Annotated in this window: 15 protein-coding genes and 1 pseudogene; 12 read left to right on the plus strand and 4 right to left on the minus strand. The window is 67.8% G+C overall.

Translation table 11 applies throughout. The features are described 5' to 3' along the window. Positions 1-56 precede the first annotated feature (56 nt). A complete protein-coding gene (locus tag AWC18_RS12945; protein ID WP_085138991.1) occupies positions 57-1,280 on the plus strand; it encodes a DNA polymerase domain-containing protein in 1,224 nt (407 codons plus the stop codon). Here AWC18_RS12945 and casI read toward each other — a convergent pair. From casI to AWC18_RS12965, 4 genes are read right to left on the minus strand one after another with little or no spacing between them, the layout of a single operon-like run. Then, the gene (gene casI / locus AWC18_RS12950) at positions 1,256-2,920 is read right to left on the minus strand and encodes a steroid-22-oyl-CoA synthetase (protein WP_085138992.1); all 1,665 of its coding nucleotides are present in this window, start codon (positions 2,918-2,920) and stop codon (positions 1,256-1,258) included. The two genes, AWC18_RS12945 and casI, sit on opposite strands and share 25 nt — an antisense overlap. A gap of 31 nt (positions 2,921-2,951) precedes the next feature. Next, entirely contained in the window at positions 2,952-3,713 is a 762-nt protein-coding gene (locus AWC18_RS12955; RefSeq protein ID WP_064997385.1) for an SDR family NAD(P)-dependent oxidoreductase, read from the minus strand. Positions 3,714-3,740: 27 nt separating this feature from the next. Beyond that, positions 3,741-4,766 carry a phosphotransferase family protein gene (locus AWC18_RS12960; protein WP_064997386.1) on the minus strand — a complete coding sequence of 342 codons (1,026 nt, stop codon included), beginning with the start codon at positions 4,764-4,766 and terminating at the stop codon, positions 3,741-3,743. Continuing rightward, positions 4,763-5,974: an acyl-CoA dehydrogenase family protein gene (locus tag AWC18_RS12965; protein WP_064997387.1), complete on the minus strand. Its 1,212-nt coding sequence runs from the start codon at positions 5,972-5,974 to the stop codon at positions 4,763-4,765. Before AWC18_RS12965 ends, AWC18_RS12960 begins: the two co-directional genes overlap by 4 nt. Positions 5,975-6,129: 155 nt before the next feature. On the opposite strand from AWC18_RS12965, the gene relB reads away from it, so the two are divergent. From relB to AWC18_RS13020, 11 genes and pseudogenes are all read left to right on the plus strand, one after another. Continuing rightward, a complete protein-coding gene (gene relB / locus AWC18_RS12970; RefSeq protein WP_085139088.1) occupies positions 6,130-7,041 on the plus strand; it encodes a type II toxin-antitoxin system RelB family anti-toxin in 912 nt (303 codons plus the stop codon). A 3-nt stretch (positions 7,042-7,044) separates the two neighbouring features. Further along, positions 7,045-10,644: a hydantoinase B/oxoprolinase family protein gene (locus AWC18_RS12975; protein ID WP_085138993.1), complete on the plus strand. Its 3,600-nt coding sequence runs from the start codon at positions 7,045-7,047 to the stop codon at positions 10,642-10,644. A 20-nt stretch (positions 10,645-10,664) separates the two neighbouring features. Beyond that, positions 10,665-11,609, plus strand: a complete 945-nt coding sequence (locus AWC18_RS12980) for an ABC transporter substrate-binding protein (RefSeq protein WP_085138994.1) — start codon at positions 10,665-10,667, stop codon at positions 11,607-11,609. 95 nt (positions 11,610-11,704) lie between these two features. Further along, entirely contained in the window at positions 11,705-12,361 is a 657-nt protein-coding gene (locus tag AWC18_RS12985; RefSeq protein WP_085138995.1) for a 5-oxoprolinase subunit B family protein, read from the plus strand. Between the two features lie 5 nt (positions 12,362-12,366). Next, entirely contained in the window at positions 12,367-13,263 is an 897-nt protein-coding gene (locus AWC18_RS12990) for a 5-oxoprolinase/urea amidolyase family protein (protein WP_085139089.1), read from the plus strand. A 9-nt stretch (positions 13,264-13,272) separates the two neighbouring features. Next, positions 13,273-13,818 (plus strand): GNAT family N-acetyltransferase, encoded by a 546-nt coding sequence (locus tag AWC18_RS12995; protein WP_085138996.1) that lies wholly within the window; start codon positions 13,273-13,275, stop codon positions 13,816-13,818. A gap of 269 nt (positions 13,819-14,087) precedes the next feature. Beyond that, a complete protein-coding gene (locus tag AWC18_RS13000) occupies positions 14,088-15,482 on the plus strand; it encodes a nitrate/nitrite transporter (protein WP_085138997.1) in 1,395 nt (464 codons plus the stop codon). A gap of 85 nt (positions 15,483-15,567) precedes the next feature. Beyond that, a pseudogene (locus tag AWC18_RS13005) lies at positions 15,568-15,873 on the plus strand (winged helix-turn-helix domain-containing protein); the annotation flags it as partial. Beyond that, the gene (locus AWC18_RS13010; protein ID WP_064997394.1) at positions 15,870-16,562 is read left to right on the plus strand and encodes a sirohydrochlorin chelatase; all 693 of its coding nucleotides are present in this window, start codon (positions 15,870-15,872) and stop codon (positions 16,560-16,562) included. The pseudogene AWC18_RS13005 and the gene AWC18_RS13010, both read left to right, overlap by 4 nt. A 221-nt stretch (positions 16,563-16,783) precedes the next feature. Next, entirely contained in the window at positions 16,784-18,175 is a 1,392-nt protein-coding gene (locus AWC18_RS13015; RefSeq protein ID WP_085138999.1) for a nitrate/nitrite transporter, read from the plus strand. Between the two features lies 1 nt (position 18,176). After that, positions 18,177-19,310: a uroporphyrinogen-III synthase gene (locus AWC18_RS13020; RefSeq protein WP_085139000.1), complete on the plus strand. Its 1,134-nt coding sequence runs from the start codon at positions 18,177-18,179 to the stop codon at positions 19,308-19,310. The last annotated feature ends 26 nt before the right edge of the window (positions 19,311-19,336 follow it).

Below are 19,336 nucleotides of genomic sequence, written 5' to 3' on the forward strand. Positions count from 1 at the left end.
ATGTGACGCAGATCGCCGTCGGGCGGCGGATGGCGGCCTCTCACTAACATGACCTCATGGCCGGCGGGATGTCGCTGGAGGTCGCGGGACACCGGGTGGCGGTCACCCACCCGGAGAAGTTGGTGTTTCCCGGCGGACCAGGCTCCACCCCGCGTACCAAGATCGAGTTGATCCGCTACTACCTGTCGGTGGCCGACGGTGCGCTGCGCGGGGTGGCCGGGCGGCCGATGATCCTCAAACGCTTCGTGCACGGCATCGACGCCGAGGCCATCTTTCAGAAGCGTGCTCCGGCCAGCCGCCCGGAGTGGGTGTCGGTCGCAGAACTGCGCTACGCGTCCGGCCGGTCGGCGCAGGAAGTCGTCATCGACGATGCCGCCGGGCTGGCCTGGGTGATCAACCTGGGCTGTGTGGATCTCAACCCACACCCGGTGCTCGCCGGCGACCTCGACCATCCCGACGAGCTGCGGGTCGACCTCGACCCGATGCCGGGCGTCGGCTGGCCGGAGATCGTCGAGGTGACCCTCCTGGCGCGCGAAGTACTGGCCGATCACGGTCTGACGGCGTGGCCGAAGACGTCCGGCTCACGCGGCATGCACATCTACGCGCGGATCGCACCGCACTGGGAGTTCGCGCAGGTGCGACTGGCCGCTCAGGCGGTGGCCCGCGAAATCGAAAGACGCGCACCACAGTTGGCCACCAGCCGGTGGTGGAAAGAGGAACGGCACGGCGTCTTCGTGGACTTCAACCAGAACGCCAAGGACCGCACCGTGGCCTCGGCGTACTCGGTGCGGGCCACTGCGGACGCTCGGGTGTCGACGCCGCTGCATTGGGACGAGGTGGCCACCGTGGACCCGGCGTCATTCACGATGGACACGGTGCCGGACCGCCTCGCCCAGATCGGTGACCCCTGGGCGGGCATCAATGACACCGCCGGCGGGCTGGAGTCGCTGTTGGAGCTGGCCGCCGAGCAGGGCCCGGCCCCCAAGGCGCCGCGCGGCTCGCGCAAAAGTGTTGACGGCCGCCGTACCTCACCGCTGCCGCTGATCGAGATCGCCCGCACCAAGACTCGTGACGAGGCGATGGCGGCCCTCGACGTCTGGCGGGACCGGCACGCCGCAGCGGCGAAACAGCTGGCGCCCGAGGATGTTCTGCTCGACAGTATGCGCGGCCCGAGTTCGATCTGGTATCGGGTCCGGATCAACCTGCAGCACGTCGCGCAGGCGCAGCGCCCGCCCCAGGAAGAGCTGATCGCCGACTACAGCCCGTGGCCTCGCAGGTAGCTCTGCCGGCCGTAGGCGGCGAACTCGGCGTCCAGCGCACGCTTGTCGTCGTGGGTCATCCGGGTGTACTCCGGGGTTCCCCGGCCCGCCCAGCGGTATACCGGCTCGTCGGTGTGCCAACACTGCGCCTGCAGTTCGCGTTTGAGCACCTTGTTCGAGCCGGTGACCGGCAGGCCGGCCGAGACCCGCAGAAATCGTGGAAACCCCTTGCTCCCCAGGTCGGGCTGGGCGGCCAGATACTCGGCGAAGGCGGCGGCGTCGAAGCTGTCGGGGTCGCCCACCTCGACAGCGCCCATCACCCGGTCGCCGGAGCGCGGGTCGGGTACCGCGTAGACGGCGGCACTGATTACCAGCGGATGCCGGCGCAGGATCTGCTCGGTGGTCAGCGCGGAGATGTTCTCGCCGTCGACCCGGATCCAGTCGCCCCGGCGGCCGGCGAAGTACAGGAAGCTGGCCTCGTCGCGATAGCCCAGGTCGCCGGTCCAGTACCAGCCGTCGCGGATCTTCTCTGAATCCGCGGCGTCGTTCTTGTAATAGCCCTCGAAGTCACGGGCCCCGGTCTTGTCGACGATCTCGCCGACCGCCTCGTCGGCGTTGGTCACCCGCCCGTGCTCGTCGAGGATCGCGATGGCGCATTCGGCGCGGGTCTGCGGGTCGACGATCGCGATGCCGGCGTGCGCCGGACGGCCCAGCGCTCCCGGCGGTGCCGCCGGGTCGGGTATCGCCGCGTTGCCGCCCTCGCTGGAGCCGTAACCCTCATGCAGGACAGCGCCGAACCGGCGAAGGAACTCCGCCTGATCCTGCGGTGACGCCTCGGTCCCGAAGCCGCGCACCAGGACGTTATCGGCGTCGTCGGGCTGTTCGGGGGTGGCCAGGAGGTAGCCCAGCGCCTTGCCCACGTAGGTGAAGTACGTCGCCCCGAAGTAGCGCACGTCGGACAGGAATTGCGACGCCGAGAACTTGGGTGTCAGACAGATGGTGGCGCCGTTGGCCAGCGCGGGCGCCCACAGCGCCATGATCGCGTTGCCGTGAAACAGCGGCATGCAGCAGTAGTCGACGTCGTCGCGCACATGGCCGAACTTCGCGGTGGCCGTCTCGGCGATCCGGACCAGCCGGCCCTGGCTGCACTTGACCGCCTTGGAGGCACCCGTGGTTCCCGAGGTGAACAGCAGCAACAGCAGCGATTCCGTTCCCACCCCGTCGGCGGCTGCCGGCTCCACCCGATGGTCATCGACCAGCGCGGCGTACCCGGGCTCGTCGATCACCAGGAAGCGTCCGGGGTCCAGGCCGTGATCCAGGCCGGTCAGTCGCTCCATCCCGACGGTGTCGGTGACGATCAGCTGACAGTCCGCATGCCGGATCTCCGCAGCCATCTCGGCGTCGCCGCGAGTGGGGTTGATCCCAACCACCACCCCGCCGGACAGCGCTGCGGCGCCCAGCCAGAAAATGTAATCCGGCACGTTGTCCAGCAGTACGCCGATGTGAAACGGTCCATCCCGGCGCAACGACGACGCCAATGCGGCACGCGCGGCAGACTCACGCACCACCTGGTCCCACGTCCAATCCCGTTGCCGGGTGCGCAAGCCCAGACGCGAGTCACCGAGGCGCTCGAGCAGCATCCCCGCGATGTCAGTGCGCATCAGCCGCCATCAGCCGAGGCTATCGCGGGCGTCAGTTGATCGTGAAGCCGCCGTCGACCGCGATGGTCTGCCCGGTGACGTAGCCACCGGCGTCCGAGGCAAGCCACAGGACCGAGGCCGCGAGATCTTCCGGGTCCCCCATCCGGCCCAGCACGATCCGGTGCGCGACGCTCTCCAGGTAGCCCGGGCGGTACTGCTCGGTCATCTCGGACTCGAAGAAGCCCGGAGCGATCGCGTTGACCCGAATGCCTTTACGGCTTCCCCACTGCTGAGCCAAGTCCCGCGTCAGACCAATCAGGCCGGCCTTGCTGGCGGCGTACGCCGCCTGCGGCAGCCCCGCCGTGGTCAGGCCCAGGATGCTGGAGATGTTGACGATCGACGAGCCGGGCTGCATCACCCGTCCACAGGCCTGCGCCGCCCAGTACGCCCCGTTGAGGTTGATGTCGATGACCTCCCGGAACTGCTCGGGAGTTTCCCGGGTGGCCGGGTGCGCCGTTCCGATGCCGGCGTTGTTGATCAACACATCCACCCGGCCGAATCGCTCCATGGCCGCCTCGACCATTCGGGTCGCCGCCGCCGGGTCGGCGATGTCGGTCGCCACCGGCAGAGCTGCGCGTCCGGTCGCGGCGACCAGTTCGGCCGCCTGCTCGAGCTTCTCCACCCGGCGGGCCGCCAGCACCACGTCCGCGCCGGCTTCGGCGAAGGCCCGGGCGAAATAGACGCCGAGGCCCGAGGACGCCCCGGTCACCACGGCGACCCTGCCGTCCATGCGGAACTTGTCCAGTACGCTCACCGACTCACCTTTCTCGACTTTTCTCAGTTATTTCAACGCTTTTCGCGCCGCAGCGATGAATTCCGGCGTGGCCTGCGCCGCTGCACCGGCATTCTGCACGTCCTTCGCACCGTGCTGGGCACGGTGGGTGATTCCTTCGGCGATCACGCCGATCTTGAAGTTCGCCAAAGCCAGGTAGAAGCTCCAGTCGCCGAGGTCCCGGCCGGACAGCCGGGCGTATTCCTGCGCCAGGGCGTCGGGCGACGGCAGGCGTTCACTGGTCCACGCGGCGGGGTGGCCGAACACCAGGTCGAATGCCGGTGACCGGTAGACACACATCAGGGCGATGTCGGTCAGCGGGTCGCCGAGAGTGGACAGCTCCCAGTCCACGACTGCCCGGATGACATCCGCCCGATCTGGATCGCAGATGGTGTTGTCGATCCGGAAGTCACCGTGCACCACCGAGGGCTGCGCGGCCGGCGGAATCGATTCGGCCAGGGCCGCCGCCAGTTTCGTGACATCGTCGGACAGTGCCTCAGCGTTGCCGGGCGTCTTGACCAGTTCCCACTGGCGCGCCCACAGCCGCACCTGGCGTTCCAGGAATCCGTCCGGCCTGCCAAAGGATTCCAGCCCAACAGCACGGTAGTCGACCGCGTGCAGGTCCACCAGAACCTGCACCAGGGCCGAGGCGTTGGCCGCCAGTTCCGCGTCGGACAGCGTGTCCAGATCGTCCTTGTGCCGGTAGACCCGGCCGGTCACGAACTCCGTGACGGTCAGGGGGGCACCGCAGACCGTGCCGTCGGCGTCGAGAGCCACGGGACGCGCGATCGGAACGCCGGTGCCGTAGAGCTTGTCGGTGACCACGAACTCGCGGCCCACATCGTGAGCCGACGGAGTCAGGCCGCCGAGCGGGGGCCGACGCACCACCCAGGCCGACGACTCGTCGCTGACCTTGAAGGTGAGGTTGGACCGGCCGCCGGCAATAAGCTCGACGGTGAGCTCACCCTGAACCGGAACGCCGTTGGCGACGAGGTACTGCCGCAGGGCGACCGGATCCAGGGCTTCGGCCGTCACTGCGCGGCGTCTTTCAGAGCACGCCGGGCAGCCCCGACCCGCCGCTTGGCGATCGCCCAGCGGTGCACCTCAGACGGGCCGTCGTAGACCCGGAACGGACGCACCTCGCGGGAAAGCCGCGCCGGGGGAAGCTCTTCGCTGACGCCGAGCGCACCACACATCTGGACGCTGCGGTCGACGATCCGGAAGATCGCCTCGGCGGCGAACGTCTTGGCGATCGACGTCGCGTCGCCGGCGTGCGAGCCCTGATCCAGTTCCCAGCATGCGCGCACCAGCAGCGCACGGGTGGCGGCGATGTCGATCTCGTTGTCGGCCACCATGTTCTGGATCATGCCCAGATCGCCGAGCGTCGAGCCGAAGGCCTGACGGGTCGCGACGTGCGACAGCGCGGTGTCGTGGCCACGACGCGCGGCGCCGAGCCACCGCATGACGTGCGTCATACGCGCAGGGCCCAGACGCACCTGGGCGTATTCGAAGCCGCGGTCCACCTCGCCGAGCACCGCATCCTCGGGGACCCGAACGTCGTCGAAGAACACCTCGCAGTGGCCGCCCACCATGGACCGGTCCAGCGTCGAGATGTGGCGGCCGACGGTCAGACCCGCGGTGTCGGCTGGGACCAGGAACATGGTGGCGCCGCCGCGCTGGCCGGGCTCCCCGGAGGTGCGGGCCATGACGATGAAGAAGGCTGCGCCATCGGCGCCGGTGATGTACCACTTGCGGCCACTGATGTACCAATCACCGGACCGGCGTTCGGCTTTGGTCGTCAACGCCGCCGGGTCCGAACCCGCGCCCGGTCCCGGCTCGGTCATCGCGAACGCGGATCGCACTTCGCCGGCCGCCAGGGGCGCGAGGTAACGCGCCTTCTGCTCGGGGCTGGCCACCTCTGCCAGCAGGTGCACGTTGCCCTCATCGGGTGCCGCGATGTTCACCGCGGCGGGGCCGAACAGTGAATAGCCGGCGGCCTCGAAGACCGGTGCCCGGTCGGACATGTTCAAGCCCAGGCCGCCGTATTCGACCGGAGCGTGCGGCGCGAACACCCCCGCCTCGCGGGCCGCGGCCTGCAGTTCCCGTACCGCGGTGTCCCCGCCCGCGGCGGCAATGTCTCCGCCGAAGCGGTCCTCCACGGGCAGAACCACGTCTTCGATGAACGCCCGCGTCTTCTCGACGAGCGCCGACACTTCCGGCGAGTAGCTCAACTCGATCGCCATGACACCTCATCACCACTCTCGCAATGACCGACCGATCACTCGGCCCGAACACTACGGACTGTGACACAACCGGGCATTTCACGTCAAAATCCGCCCGGCGGAGACACGCCACTTCGTGCGTTATAGTTCAGTAATTCTGAACACCGGAGGTGGCCATGGCGGGATCGCCGGAGTGCGGCCTGGCGATCCGCGCCGCCCGCCGGGCCCGGGGTCTGACTGTGCGCGACCTCGCGCAGCATCTGCGTGTCAGCCCCGCCACGGTCAGCGCCATCGAGAACGGCAAGACCGGGATCTCGGTGTCGCGCCTGCAGGAGTGCGCCGGCGCCCTGGGCGTCACACCGGCCCAGATCCTGGCGGGCACCGTCTCGGCAGCCATGCCGCACCGGGAGCATCCGCAGGCCCAGCAGATCGACTCCGTGCCATCCGACTGGCGTCGGTTTCCGCCGTTGGCCCTGGACAGTGTTTTGGCCGCGGCCATCGATACGTTCGTCGAAACCGGCTACCACGGCAGTTCCATGCGGGATGTCTCCGCACGTGCGGGTATGAGCGTGCCGGGGATCTACCACCACTACCCCGACAAGCAGGCACTGCTGGTGGCGATACTCGACCTGACCATGACAGAACTGCACTGGCGGGTGGCCGCGGCCCGCGCCGAGGCCACGACCGGACTGCAGGAAGTGCGGTTGGTGGTCGAAGCCCTGGCCCTGTTCCACACCCACCGTCAAAAGCTGGCCTTCATCGGGGCCAGCGAGATGCGCAGTCTCACCGCGATGAATCGGCAACGTATCGCCGACTCGCGAAATCAACTCCAGCACATCCTCGACGCCGCCATCGACCGCAGCGTGCGGGAGTCCGACACCGACGTCGCCGACTTCCTCGACCGCAGGATCGCCGGGCGCGCCATCACGACGATGTGCACCTCGCTGCCGCAGTGGTTCAACGCCGACGGTCCCGCCACCCCCGAGGAGACCGCACGCACGTACGCCGATTTCGCGGTCGCTCTGCTCACCACGCCGCGCAGTCCCGGACTGGCTTCCCCCGCGGCGGCACCCAACGGCAGAATGTGACCCGTGTCGGCTACATGGCAGTTCTGGATCGACCGGGGCGGCACCTTCACCGACATCGTGGCGCGCCACCCCGACGGGCGATTGCTCACGCACAAGCTGCTCTCGGAGAATCCGGAGCAGTACCGGGATGCGGCGGTGGCCGGAATCCGCGCCCTGCTGCAGCTCGGCGACGACGAGCCGATTCCGGCGGGCCTGATCGATGCGGTACGGATGGGCACCACGGTGGCCACCAACGCGCTGCTGGAGCGCGCCGGTGAACGGACCCTGTTGGTCATCACCCGGGGCTTCGGCGATGCACTGCGCATCGCCTATCAGAATCGGCCCCACATCTTCGATCGGCAGATCGTGCTGCCCGAACAGCTCTACGAACGCACCATCGAGGTCGATGAACGCATCGCCGCCGACGGCAGCGTGCTGCGGGCACCGGATCTGGAGGCCTTGGCCGGACAGCTGCGTGCCGCTCACGCCGACGGCATTCGCGCGTTAGCCGTGGTATGCGTGCACAGCTACCGAAATCCTGTGCACGAAAAGGCGATCGGCGATCTGGCCCGCGACATCGGTTTCACCCAGGTCTCGCTGTCCTGCGAGGTCAGTCCGCTGCCGAAACTCATTCCCCGCGGCGACACCGCCGTCGTCGACGCCTACCTGTCCCCGGTGCTGCGCCGGTATGTGGCCCAGGTGGCCGACCAGCTCGCCGGCGTGCGACTGATGTTCATGCAGTCCAACGGTGGGCTGGCGGCGGCAGATCACTTCCGTGGCAAGGACGCGATCCTGTCCGGTCCGGCCGGCGGAATCGTCGGCATGGTGCGAATGTCGGCGCTGGCGGGCTTCGACTCGGTGATCGGGTTCGACATGGGCGGAACCTCCACCGACGTTTCGCATTACACCGCCAAAGGCGGATACGAGCGGGTGTTCACCACCGAAGTCGCCGGTGTGCGGCTGCGCGCGCCGATGCTGCACATTCACACCGTCGCCGCCGGCGGCGGCTCGATCCTGCACTTCGACGGCAGCCGGTATCGCGTAGGCCCGGAGTCCGCGGGTGCAGACCCCGGCCCGGCCTGTTATCGGCGCGGCGGACCGTTGACCGTCACCGACGCCAACGTCATGCTGGGGCGCATCCAACCCGCCCACTTCCCCGCCGTGTTCGGGCCGGCCGGCGACGAGCCGCTGGACGCGGAAACTGTCCGGCGCTCCTTCGCCGCGCTGGCCGGCGAGATCCTGTCGGCCACCGGCGATGACCGGAGCCCCGAGCAGGTCGCCGAAGGTTTCCTGCGGATCGCCGTGGCGAACATGGCCAACGCGGTCAAAAAGATCTCGGTGGCCAGGGGCCACGACATCACCCGGTACGCCCTGACCACCTTCGGCGGCGCCGGCGGCCAACATGCGTGCGCAGTCGCCGACGAGCTCGGCATCCGGACGGTGTTGGTGCCGCCGATGGCGGGCGTGCTCTCCGCCCTCGGAATCGGACTGGCCGACACCACCGTGATCCGCGAGCGCGCCGTCGAGACCGAGCTGGTTCCCACCGCCCGCACCGGATTGGTCGACGTCGCTGACGACCTGGAGCGCCAGGCGCGCGAAGCGCTCGCCGCCCAGCACATTCCGGCCGAGCAGACCCGGGTGATACGCCGAGTGCACCTGCGCTATCAGGGCACCGACACCTCAATACCGGTGGAACTGGGCGCCATCGCCGAGATGACGAGGGCCTTTGAAGAAGTCCACCGCGGTATGTACTCCTTCCTGATGGACCGTGCGCTGATCGCCGAGGCAGTTTCGGTCGAGGCGACCGGTCTCACCGAGCAGCCCGAACTGTTCGGCAACCGCGACGTCGGCGCAACGCCTACGGCCGGCGAGGTCGTGCGCCTGTATGCCGGTGGCGCCTGGCACGACGCGCCCCTGCTCCAGCGGGACTCGATCACCGACGTGGTGATCGGGCCCGCCATCATCGCCGAGGACAACGCCACCACCGTCGTCGATGCCGGCTGGCAGGCCCAGCTCACCGCCGACGGTCAGCTGCTGCTGCAACGGCGGGCCACCACCGCCCCGGCCGCTGCCGGGACCGCGGCCGATCCCGTTCTGCTGGAGATCTTCAACAACCTGTTCATGGCCATCGCCGAGCAGATGGGCACTCGACTGGAGGCCACCGCCCAGTCGGTGAATATCCGTGAGCGGCTGGACTTTTCCTGCGCATTGTTCGACGCCGACGGCAACCTGGTGGCCAATGCACCACATATCCCGGTGCACCTGGGATCGATGGGCGCCACCGTCAAGGAGGTGATCGCCCGCCGGGCCGGCACCATGCGTCCCGGCCAGGTCTACGCGGTCAACGACCCGTATCACGGTGGCACCCACCTGCCCGACATCACCGTCGTCACCCCGGTGTACGCCGAAGCGGCGAGCCCGGGCGACCCGGTGCTGTTCTTCGTCGCCTCGCGCGGCCACCATGCCGAAATCGGCGGGACAACACCGGGTTCCATGCCCGCTGACAGCCGGTCGGTTGTCGAGGAGGGCGTGCTGTTCGACAACTGGCTGTTGGTCGACGACGGCCACTTCCGCGAAGCGCAGACCCGGGAGCATCTCACCGGCGCGGAGTTCGCCTCACGCAGTCCCGACACCAACCTCGCCGATCTGCGTGCGCAGGTGGCCGCCAACCAGAAGGGCATCGACGAGATCCGTTCGATGATCTCCCATTTCGGTCTGGATGTCGTACAGGCCTACATGCGCCACGTCCAGGACAACGCCGAGGAGGCGGTGCGCCGAGTCATCGATTCCCTCGACGACGGCGAGTACCGCTATGAGATGGATTCCGGCGCGACGATCGCGGTGCGGGTCACCGTCGATCGGGCGGCGCGTACTGCCACCATCGACTTCACCGGGACATCGCCGCAGCTGACGACAAACTTCAACGCCCCGTCGTCGGTGGCCACCGCCGCGGTGCTCTACGTGTTCCGCACGCTGGTCGCCGACGACATCCCCATCAATGACGGGTGCCTGCGCCCGATTCGGATCACGATCCCCGACGGCACGCTGTTGTCGCCGTCCTACCCCGCTGCGGTGGTCGCCGGAAACGTCGAGACCTCGCAGGCCATCACCGGGGCTCTGCTGGCCGCGCTGCGGGTGCAGGCCGAAGGCTCCGGGACCATGAACAACGTGACGTTCGGCAATGCCGGGCACCAGTACTACGAGACGCTCGGCAGCGGATCCGGCGCGGGCGAAGGCTTCGACGGCGCACCCGTAGTGCAGACCCACATGACGAACTCGCGACTGACCGACCCTGAAGTGCTGGAGATGCGCTTCCCGGTGTTGTTGCGCGAGTATGCGATCCGGCACGGCAGCGGCGGTTCCGGACGCTGGCGCGGCGGCGATGGCGGCGTGCGCAGGATCGAGTTCCGGGAGCCGATGACCGTCAGCGTGTTGACCGGGCACCGGCGAGTGGCCCCCTACGGGATGGCCGGCGGCCACACCGGCGACTTGGGCCGTAACCGGGTGGAACGTTCGGACGGCTCCGTGACCGAGTTGGCCGGCTGCGACTCCACCGACCTTGGGCCCGGCGACGTGCTGGTGATCGAGACTCCCGGGGGCGGCGGGTATGGCGAGCCCGCCTGATCGCGGGCTAATCTCACGCCATGCGAGACCAGAGCCGGCGCAGTTTCTTCGGCCTCTGCGGCGCGGCCGGTGCGGCCGTCCTTCTGGCGTCCTGTTCGGCGGACAGGCATCCCGACGGGGGCGCACCCGGACCGGTCACCATCACCCACCTCTTCGGTGAGACCACCATCCCGGAGCCACCGAGCCGGGTGGTCAGTGCCGGCTACACCGGCCAGGACGACCTGTTGGCGCTCGGTGTCGTTCCCATCGCGGTGACGAACTGGTTCGGCGACCAACCATTGGCCGTCTGGCCCTGGGCGCAGCGGCAGCTCGGGGACGCCAAACCGGTGGTGCTGAACTTGGACAACGGGATTGAGGTCGCACAGATCGCCGAACTCAAGCCGGATCTGATCATTGCGACGAACGCCGGAGTGGACGCCGAGACCTATCAGAAGCTGTCGGCGATCGCGCCGACCGTGCCGCAGTCCGGTGGTGACGCCTTCTTCGAGCCCTGGAAGGTGCAGGCCGCCGCCATCGGCAAGGCGGTACATCGCGGCCCGCAGATGCAGTCGCTGATCGACGGTGTCGACCGCTCGTTCGCCGACGTGGCCGCCGCACATCCCGGATTCACGGGCAAGAGGGTGCTCCTGCTGGCCGGCCGGCTGGACCAGGACGCTGTCAGTGCCGCCACCGGCTGGCGAACCGCGTTTCTGACCCAGATGGGGTTGACCGTCGCCGAGGCGCCCGCAGTGATCGAGCGCGATCGGATCGGATCGGTCCTCGGCGACGCGGACGTGCTGATCTGGACCACCGAGAGCGACGACGAGCGCACGGCGCTGCTGGCCGATCCCGACATCGGCGGGTTCGAGTCGCGCAGCGTCTTCACCAGCAAGGAGCAGGCGGGAGCGATCGCCTTCGCCTCCCCGCTGAGCTACCCGTTTGTTGCCGGGCAGCTGCCGGAACTGATCGCCAAGATCACCGGTTAGGCCAACTCTGCACGTTCAGTAAGACGCGTCTGGCATACCCCGCAGAATTGTGGTCTGCGTCACTATTCGGAGCGGTTCGGGGCTACCGTCGAGACATGAGCGTGGCATTGGATTTCACGGACCTGGCCAAGACCGATGTGGTCCTCGACTACGGCGACAGTGCCCTGCTGCTGCAGTTCGACTCCACCACCGACGTGCTGGCCTGGACCGCAGCGCTGCACGCCGCCGCGCTGCCCGGAGTGGTCGACATCGTCCCGGCATCCCACACGGTGCTGGTGAAACTGAGCGCACCGAGGTATCGGGTCGGTGTCCGTCGCCGCCTGGCGACCCTGGCCGTCGACCCCGCCGCGGTCCGGACTCGCGCCGCAGACGGCCCGGCGGACGTGGTGATCGACGTCGTCTATGACGGTCCGGACCTCGCCGAAGTGGCCGAGCACACCGGTCTGAGCGTCGCCCAGGTGATCAATGCCCATACCGCGACACCCTGGCTGGTGGGCTTCGGCGGATCCACGCCGGGCTTTGCCTACCTGCTCGGCGATGATCGGAGGCTGCAGGTGCCGCGGCGCCCCGAGTTGCGTACGGTCCCGGCCGGGTCCGTCGCGCTGGCCGGTCAGTTCAGCGGCATCTATCCGCGTCAGTGGCCCGGCGGTTGGCACGTGATCGGCCACACCGAGGCCGTGTTGTGGGACCTGGACCGTCCCGTGCCGGCGCTGTTGACGCCGGGCCTGTCGGTACAGTTCCGGGCTGCGTGACCGCCATGACCACCTCCCTGGAAGTTCTGCGCACCGGCCCGTTGGCCCTGGTCGAGGATCTGGGCCGGACCGGGATGGGATACCTCGGCGTCAGCCCGTCCGGCGCCGCCGACCGTCGCTCGCACAAGTTGGCCAATCGACTGCTGGCCAATCCCGACGATCGAGCCAGCATCGAGGTGGCATTCGGCGGGCTGTCCGTGCGGGTGCACGGCGGCGACATCGACATCGCAGTCACCGGCGCCGACACCGATCCGAATGTCAACGGAGTCAGCTTCGGCACCAACAGCATTCAGCACGTCCGGGACGGCCAGGTGGTCTCCTTGGGCAGTCCCCGGTCGGGGCTGCGCAGCTACCTGGCGGTGCGGGGCGGCATCGATGTCCCGCCGGTGCTGGGTTCCCGCAGCTACGACGTGATGGGCGAGATCGGCCCGGCCCCGTTGCGCGACGGCGACGTACTGGAGATCGGCGAACCGACCGGTCACTTCCCGGAGATCGACCTGGCGCCGGTGGCGACCATCGCCGATGACGTGGTCGAGTTGCGGGTGATGCCGGGCCCACGCGACGACTGGTTCGTCGACCCCGACATCATGGTGCGCACCAACTGGCTGGTGAGTAACCACAGCGACCGCGTCGGCATGCGCCTGGTGGGGATGCCGCTGGAATACCGTTGGCCCGACAGGCAATTGCCCGCCGAGGGCGCCGACCGGGGCGCAATCCAGATCCTGCCGAACGGCTTTCCGATAATCCTGGGTCCCGACCATCCGGTGACCGGCGCCTACCCGGTCGTCGGGGTGGTGGTCGACGAGGACATCGACACCTTGGCGCAGGTACGGCCCGGGCAGACCGTGCGGATGCACTGGTCGCGGCCCCGCCAGCACCCGGCCTCGCCCGCGGCCTGGTAGGCCACTGGAGTGCCCGGCCAGGTTCACAAGGCCCGCCTGATTCACACCAGCGATCTGGACGACGAGACCCGCCGCGGAGCCCACCGACTGGTCACCGAAGCATCCGGGGGCACGCTGTCCGACGCCGACTGGCAGCACGCGCTCGGCGGCATGCACGCATTGATCTGGCATCACGGTGTGCTGATCGCCCACGGTGCTGTGATCCGGCGCCAACTGCTCTATCGCGGCAGATCGCTGCGATGCGGCTATGTAGAGGCCGTCACCGTACGCGCCGATTACCGGGAGCGGGGCCTGGGTACCGCGGTGCTGCGGGCGTGCGAACAGGTGATCCGTGGCGCCTTCGAACTCGGCGCTCTCAGTTCGCCCAGCATCAGCCGCCGGCTCTACACCGCGCGCGGATGGTTGCCGTGGCGGGGCCCCACTGCCGTCCTGTCCCCGACTGGGCCGGTGCGCACCCCCGAGGCGGACGGCACCGTGTTCGTCATGCCGGTCGGGATCGAGTTGGACACCACGGCCGAGCTGACGTGCGACTGGCGTGACGGTCACGTCTGGTAGTAACGCGCCACTGCAGGTCTACCGCTGACTCCCAGTTAGCTGACAGCGGTTTCCAACCCAACGCAACGTTTCTCCACTTGGCCGGACCACCAGGTGAAATATCCTGTGCGCGCGGCAGATACGTGAGGTGCACCACTCGCGGTTCGTGCACCCACGACGTTTTCAGGTTCTTTACTGCCACTTGCCAGATCTGGTGGGTAGGTTCGCACTCCGTCCATCGTGATGCGAGATTCCGCGCGTGACGGTGGCCCAGAGCCCGAGGAGATCGCATGACGAACGGCCGTATCACCAACTTCGATCCTGAGGACTGCGCAGCCTGGGAAGCCGGCAATGCCGCCATCGCGCGGCGCAACCTGATCTGGTCTACCGCCAGTACGCATGTGGCGTTCTCGATCTGGTCACTGTGGTCGGTGGTGGTGCTGTTCATGCCCGAGTCGGTCTACGGCATCAACGCCGCCGACAAGCTGCTGCTGGGCGCGGTCGCCACTCTGGTCGGCGGTTGCGTCCGCGTGCCCTACGTCCGGGCCACCGCGAAGTTCGGTGGCCGGGACTGGGCAGTGGCCTCCTCGCTGATCTTGCTGATCCCGACCTCCGGGACGCTGCTGCTGCTCATCAAGCCCGGCCAGCCACTGTGGATGTATGTGGTGTGCGCTGCACTGACCGGCCTGGGCGGCGGCAACTACGCCGCGTCGCTGGCCAACGTCGATGCCTTCTACCCCCAGCGACTCAAGGGTGTCGCCCTGGGCCTGTGCGGTGGTATCGGCAACCTCGGCGTGGCCGCCATCCAGTTGGTGGGTCTGATGATTCTGGCCACCGTGGGCAACACCAAGCCAGAACTGGTCTGCTCGGTGTACCTGGTCCTGCTCGCCGTGGTGGGCGTCTGCGCAGCACTGTGGATGGACAACCTCGACCACGGCAGGGAAGAGGTGGGCAGCATCCGATCGGTCCTGTCGGTTCCGGACAGCTGGATCATCTCGGCGCTGTACTGCGCAGCGTTCGGCTCATTCATCGGCTTCGCATTCGCCTTCGCCCAGGTTCTGCACGTCACGTTCGAGAAAGCCGGCCACAGCCCCGCCGAGGCGGCGCTCTACGCCGCGCGAATCGCATTCCTGGGCCCGCTGCTGGGCGCCTTGGCCCGCATCTACGGCGGCCGGGTGGCCGACCGCCGCGGCGGGGGCCGAGTCAGTCTGATGGTGTTCCTCGGCATGATCGCGGCGTCAGCCGTCCTGGCGGTGACCAGCACCATCGACGATCACAACACCCGCGCAACCACATCGACGATCGGGATCTACATCGCCGCGTTCATGGTGCTGTTCATCCTGGCTGGGATGGGCAACGGATCCGTGCTCAAGATGATCCCGTCGATCTTCGAGGCTCGCAGCCGCTCGCTGGACGCCGACGAAACCGAGCGGCGGCATTGGGCACGGTCGCACTCCGGCGCCTTGATCGGGTTCGCCACCGCGGTCGGTGCGCTCGGCGGGGTCGCCATCAACCTGGTTTTGCGCCAGGCCTACGCCAGCTCCGGAACCGAGACGCCGGCGTTCTGGGTCTTTCTGGCCTCCTATTGCGCCGTGGCGGGATTGACCTGGCTGATGTACGTACGCCGACCGCGAGGCAGCCGAAATGCCCCAATTCCGGCCGACACCGCGAAGATCTCCGCGTGACCCGCAACATCGGGCTATAGGGCAACGGCCCCGCAATCGCTTGTTAACACGGAGGACACGGGTCAGCGCCAAAATTTTCTATATGAGTACCGTCGTCCAAGCCGCCGGTCACCGTATTGAGATCGAAGACAACCAGGTCCTCGTGGACGGGGAGGTCAGGCCGGTCTCTCCGGCCGGCATGGCTGCCCTGCGTGTCCTGGCGCACCGTCCGGGCCACGTGGTGGCACGGGACATTCTGCTGCGCGCCCTCCCGGGACGGGGAAACAGTATGCACGCCGTCGAGTCCGCCGTTCTTCGCCTGCGGACAGCGCTGGGCGACAGCCAGATCGTCGCAACCGTCGTCAAGCGGGGGTATCGACTGGCCGTTGACAGCGAGCAGGGCGTTGCGTGATCCCAATCCTGGTTGCGCACGGCACCCGTACGCCCCACGGGGTGGTCATGATCGGCGAACTCGCCGAGCGGGTCGGTGCCCTGTTGGCGCAGCCGGTCAGAGTGGCATTCATCGACGTGCTGGGGCCCAGTCCCGCTGAGATACTTGCCGCTGAGGCGCAGAGCGGCCGCCCGGCCGTCCTCATCCCCGCGTTCCTGGCCCGCGGTTACCACGTGGGTGTCGACGTGCCCGTCCAGGTTGCGGCCAGTGGTCATCCTGATGTCACCATCACTCCGGCACTGGGCCCCGACCCCCGGGTCGCCGAGGTGGTCGCGGATCGGCTGACCGAATCAGGCTGGCGCCCAAGCGACGCAGTGGTGCTCGCCGCCGCCGGCTCATCAGACCCCCTTGCCCAGTCCGACGTCGAGCAGGCAGCGCAGATGCTGTCCGGCCTGATCGGCTCGCCTGTCACCGCAGCATTCGCCGCCACCGGTGGCCCCAGCGTCGGAGACGCTGTCACAACCCTGCGTAACCAGGGCGCCGGCCGCGTGGTGGTCGCGTCATACTTGTTGGCCGACGGCTTTTTCCAGCGTCGCCTGCGCAATTCAGGCGCAGATCTGGTGACCGAGCCGCTGGGCGCGCATGCCGGGATCGCGCGCGTGATCGCCGACCGGGTCATCACCGCCTGCACCCGAATCCCGGTGCGCTGACCCAGTTTCTGCAGGGGCCGTATCGATGAGCGCCCCGCCGGCGATCTCGCCAACGAATTTCATTCTGGCAACGCCGTGTTGACCGGTGTTTCGCAGCCCGTCCCCCGGCCCCGTTGAGCCGAATTTCTCCTCACAGGCGTCTGGGTGCACCGTGAGGAGAAGTTCACGGCCGAGTCATCTCGTGCAGCACAGCGGTAACGCGCGATTCCTACCGTGGCCGTATGGCGCGTTCACATCTGATTACCCAGTGGGATCCCGAAGACACCGTGGCCTGGGAATCCGGCAATGACAGGATCGCGCGACGCAACCTGATCTGGTCGACAATTGCTGAGCACGCCGGCTTTTCGATCTGGTCGATCTGGTCGGTGATGGTGCTGTTCATGCCCGAGTCGGTGTATGGCTTCAGCGCCGGCGACAAGTTCCTGTTGGCAGCCACGGCCACGCTCGCCGGCGGCGTGTTGCGCATTCCGTATTCGCTGGCCACCGCGGCCTTCGGTGGCCGCAACTGGACGATCTTCTCGGCGCTGGTGCTGCTGATCCCCACTGTCGGAATGATGTTCCTGCTGGCCCATCCAGGCCTGCCGTTATGGCCCTACCTGTTGTGCGCTGCGCTCACCGGCCTGGGCGGGGGTAACTTTGCCGCCTCCATGACCAATGTGAATGCGTTCTACCCGCATCGGCTCAAAGGCTGGGCGCTGGCGGTCAATGCCGGCGGCGGCAACCTGGGTGTTCCGCTGATCCAGCTGGTCGGGTTGGCGGTGCTGGCCACCGCGGGTAACCGGCAGCCGTATTGGGTGTGCGCGATCTACCTGGTGTTCCTCGCGGTAGCCGCTGTCGGCGCAGCGCTTTTCATGGACAATCTCGACGGCCAGAAGGCCGACCTGACCGCCATGCGCTCGATCCTGCCCGAGGTCGACACGTGGATCATCGCACTTCTCTACATCGGCACCTTCGGCTCCTTCATCGGCTTCTCGTTCGCCTTCGGCCAGGTGCTGCAGATCAGCTTCGTGGGCGGCGGACAGACTCCCGCCCAGGCCTCGCTGCACGCTGCTCAAATCGCCTTCCTGGGACCGCTTTTGGGATCGCTGTCGCGGATCTATGGCGGACGGCTGGCGGACCGGCTCGGCGGCAACAGTGTCACGCTGGCTTCCTTCGGCGGAATGTTCGTGGCATCCGGACTGCTCGTCGCCGTGAGCACCGTGGACAGCAGTCACGCCGGGCCCACGTCCGGCGCCATCATGGTCGGCTACGTCATCGGCTTTGTCGCGCTGTTCATCGTCTCCGGGATCGGCAATGGCTCGGTGTACAAGATGATTCCGTCGATCTTCGAAGCACGCAGTCACCGGATGGGGATGCCGGAGAACGAGCGTCGGCCCTGGGCGCGAGCCAGGTCCGGAGCGCTGATCGGATTCGCCGGCGCAGTCGGTGCGTTGGGTGGCGTGGGAATCAATCTGGCTCTGCGCCAGTCGTATATCACCAGTGGATCTGCTACGACGGCCTTCTGGATCTTCCTGATCGGTTATGTCGGAGCTGCGGCGCTGACCTGGCTGAGGTACGTACGTCGGCCGCTCATCGCTCCGCAACCGGCCCGGGCGGCACTGGCACCGGCGTAACGTGTCCACTTCGCTGAGCGGTTACCGGATCGCAGTGACGTCGGCCCGACGCGCTGGCGAACTCTCCACCCTGCTGCAGCGCCATGGCGCCTCGGTCTGCGCGGCACCGGCCATCACCATGATCGACCTGACCGACGACATCGTTTTGCGCGGGCGCACCGAGTCGTTGATCGAGACACCACCCGACGTCCTGGTGGTGACGACAGCCATGGGCTTCCGCGGCTGGATCGCCGCAGCCGAAGGATGGGGGATCGCCGACCAGCTGACCGCGGCCCTGAGCACCGCCCGCATCGTGGCCCGTGGACCGAAGGCTGTCGGCGCACTGCGCACCGCGGGCCTGCCCGAGGAGTGGTCACCTGAGTCTGAATCGTCAGCGGCCCTGGTCGATTACCTGAAGGACGATATCGCCGGTGCCCGTATAGCGGTACAGCTGCACGGCACCACCGGCGACTGGGATCCCGCCCCCGAGCTGCTGAGCCAATTCCGCAAGGCGGGAGCCGAAGTACTGCCCATCCCCGTCTACCGATGGCGGCCGGCCCAGCCGGGCGGGGAATTCGACCAGCTCACCACGCAGATAGCCCAGAGCCAGTTCGACGCCGTCAGCTTCACCTCGGCGGCCGCCGTGATGGCGACACTGTCTCGGGCAGCCGACCTCGGTATCTCCGACGCGCTGATTCACGCCCTGCGATCCGACGTACACGCCATGTGCGTCGGCCCACTGACGGCGCGACCGCTGGCCCTGCTGAACGTCCCGACCTCGTCGCCCCGACGAATGCGCTTGGGAGCGTTGGCTCGTCATATCATCGATGAGCTGCCCCGGCTGCGTCCCCACATCCTTTATGCCGCCGGGCATCGGATCGAAGTCCACAACAGTTGCGTGATAGTCGACGGGGAGACCAAGCAGATGTCGCCCTCGAACATGGCGACGCTGCGAGCGCTGGCTCATCGGCCCGGCCACGTCGTCTCACGGCAAACGCTGCTCGAGGCGCTGCCCGGCAACGGCGCCAACACCCATGCGGTAGAAACGGCCGTCCTGAGGCTTCGGACAACCCTGGGCGACAAGAACATTGTCGCGACTGTGGTCAAACGGGGGTATCGCCTGGCCGTGGACCAGGTGGGCCAGGAAGCCGGCTGAGCGACAGCCCGGCCATCACCTGGCCG

The organism is Mycolicibacter nonchromogenicus, from assembly GCF_002101775.1.
GTDB lineage: Bacteria > Actinomycetota > Actinomycetes > Mycobacteriales > Mycobacteriaceae > Mycobacterium > Mycobacterium nonchromogenicum.

Coding starts and splice junctions, on each gene's coding strand:
- AWC18_RS12965 (WP_064997387.1), bottom strand. CDS start 5,974: ATGGCGATCGAGTTGAGCTACTCGCCGGAAGTGTCGGCGCTCGTCGAG.
- relB (WP_085139088.1), top strand. CDS start 6,130: ATGGCGGGATCGCCGGAGTGCGGCCTGGCGATCCGCGCCGCCCGCCGG.
- AWC18_RS13015 (WP_085138999.1), top strand. CDS start 16,784: ATGGCGCGTTCACATCTGATTACCCAGTGGGATCCCGAAGACACCGTG.
- AWC18_RS13000 (WP_085138997.1), top strand. CDS start 14,088: ATGACGAACGGCCGTATCACCAACTTCGATCCTGAGGACTGCGCAGCC.
- AWC18_RS12945 (WP_085138991.1), top strand. CDS start 57: ATGGCCGGCGGGATGTCGCTGGAGGTCGCGGGACACCGGGTGGCGGTC.
- AWC18_RS12990 (WP_085139089.1), top strand. CDS start 12,367: ATGACCACCTCCCTGGAAGTTCTGCGCACCGGCCCGTTGGCCCTGGTC.
- casI (WP_085138992.1), bottom strand. CDS start 2,920: ATGCGCACTGACATCGCGGGGATGCTGCTCGAGCGCCTCGGTGACTCG.
- AWC18_RS12980 (WP_085138994.1), top strand. CDS start 10,665: ATGCGAGACCAGAGCCGGCGCAGTTTCTTCGGCCTCTGCGGCGCGGCC.
- AWC18_RS12985 (WP_085138995.1), top strand. CDS start 11,705: ATGAGCGTGGCATTGGATTTCACGGACCTGGCCAAGACCGATGTGGTC.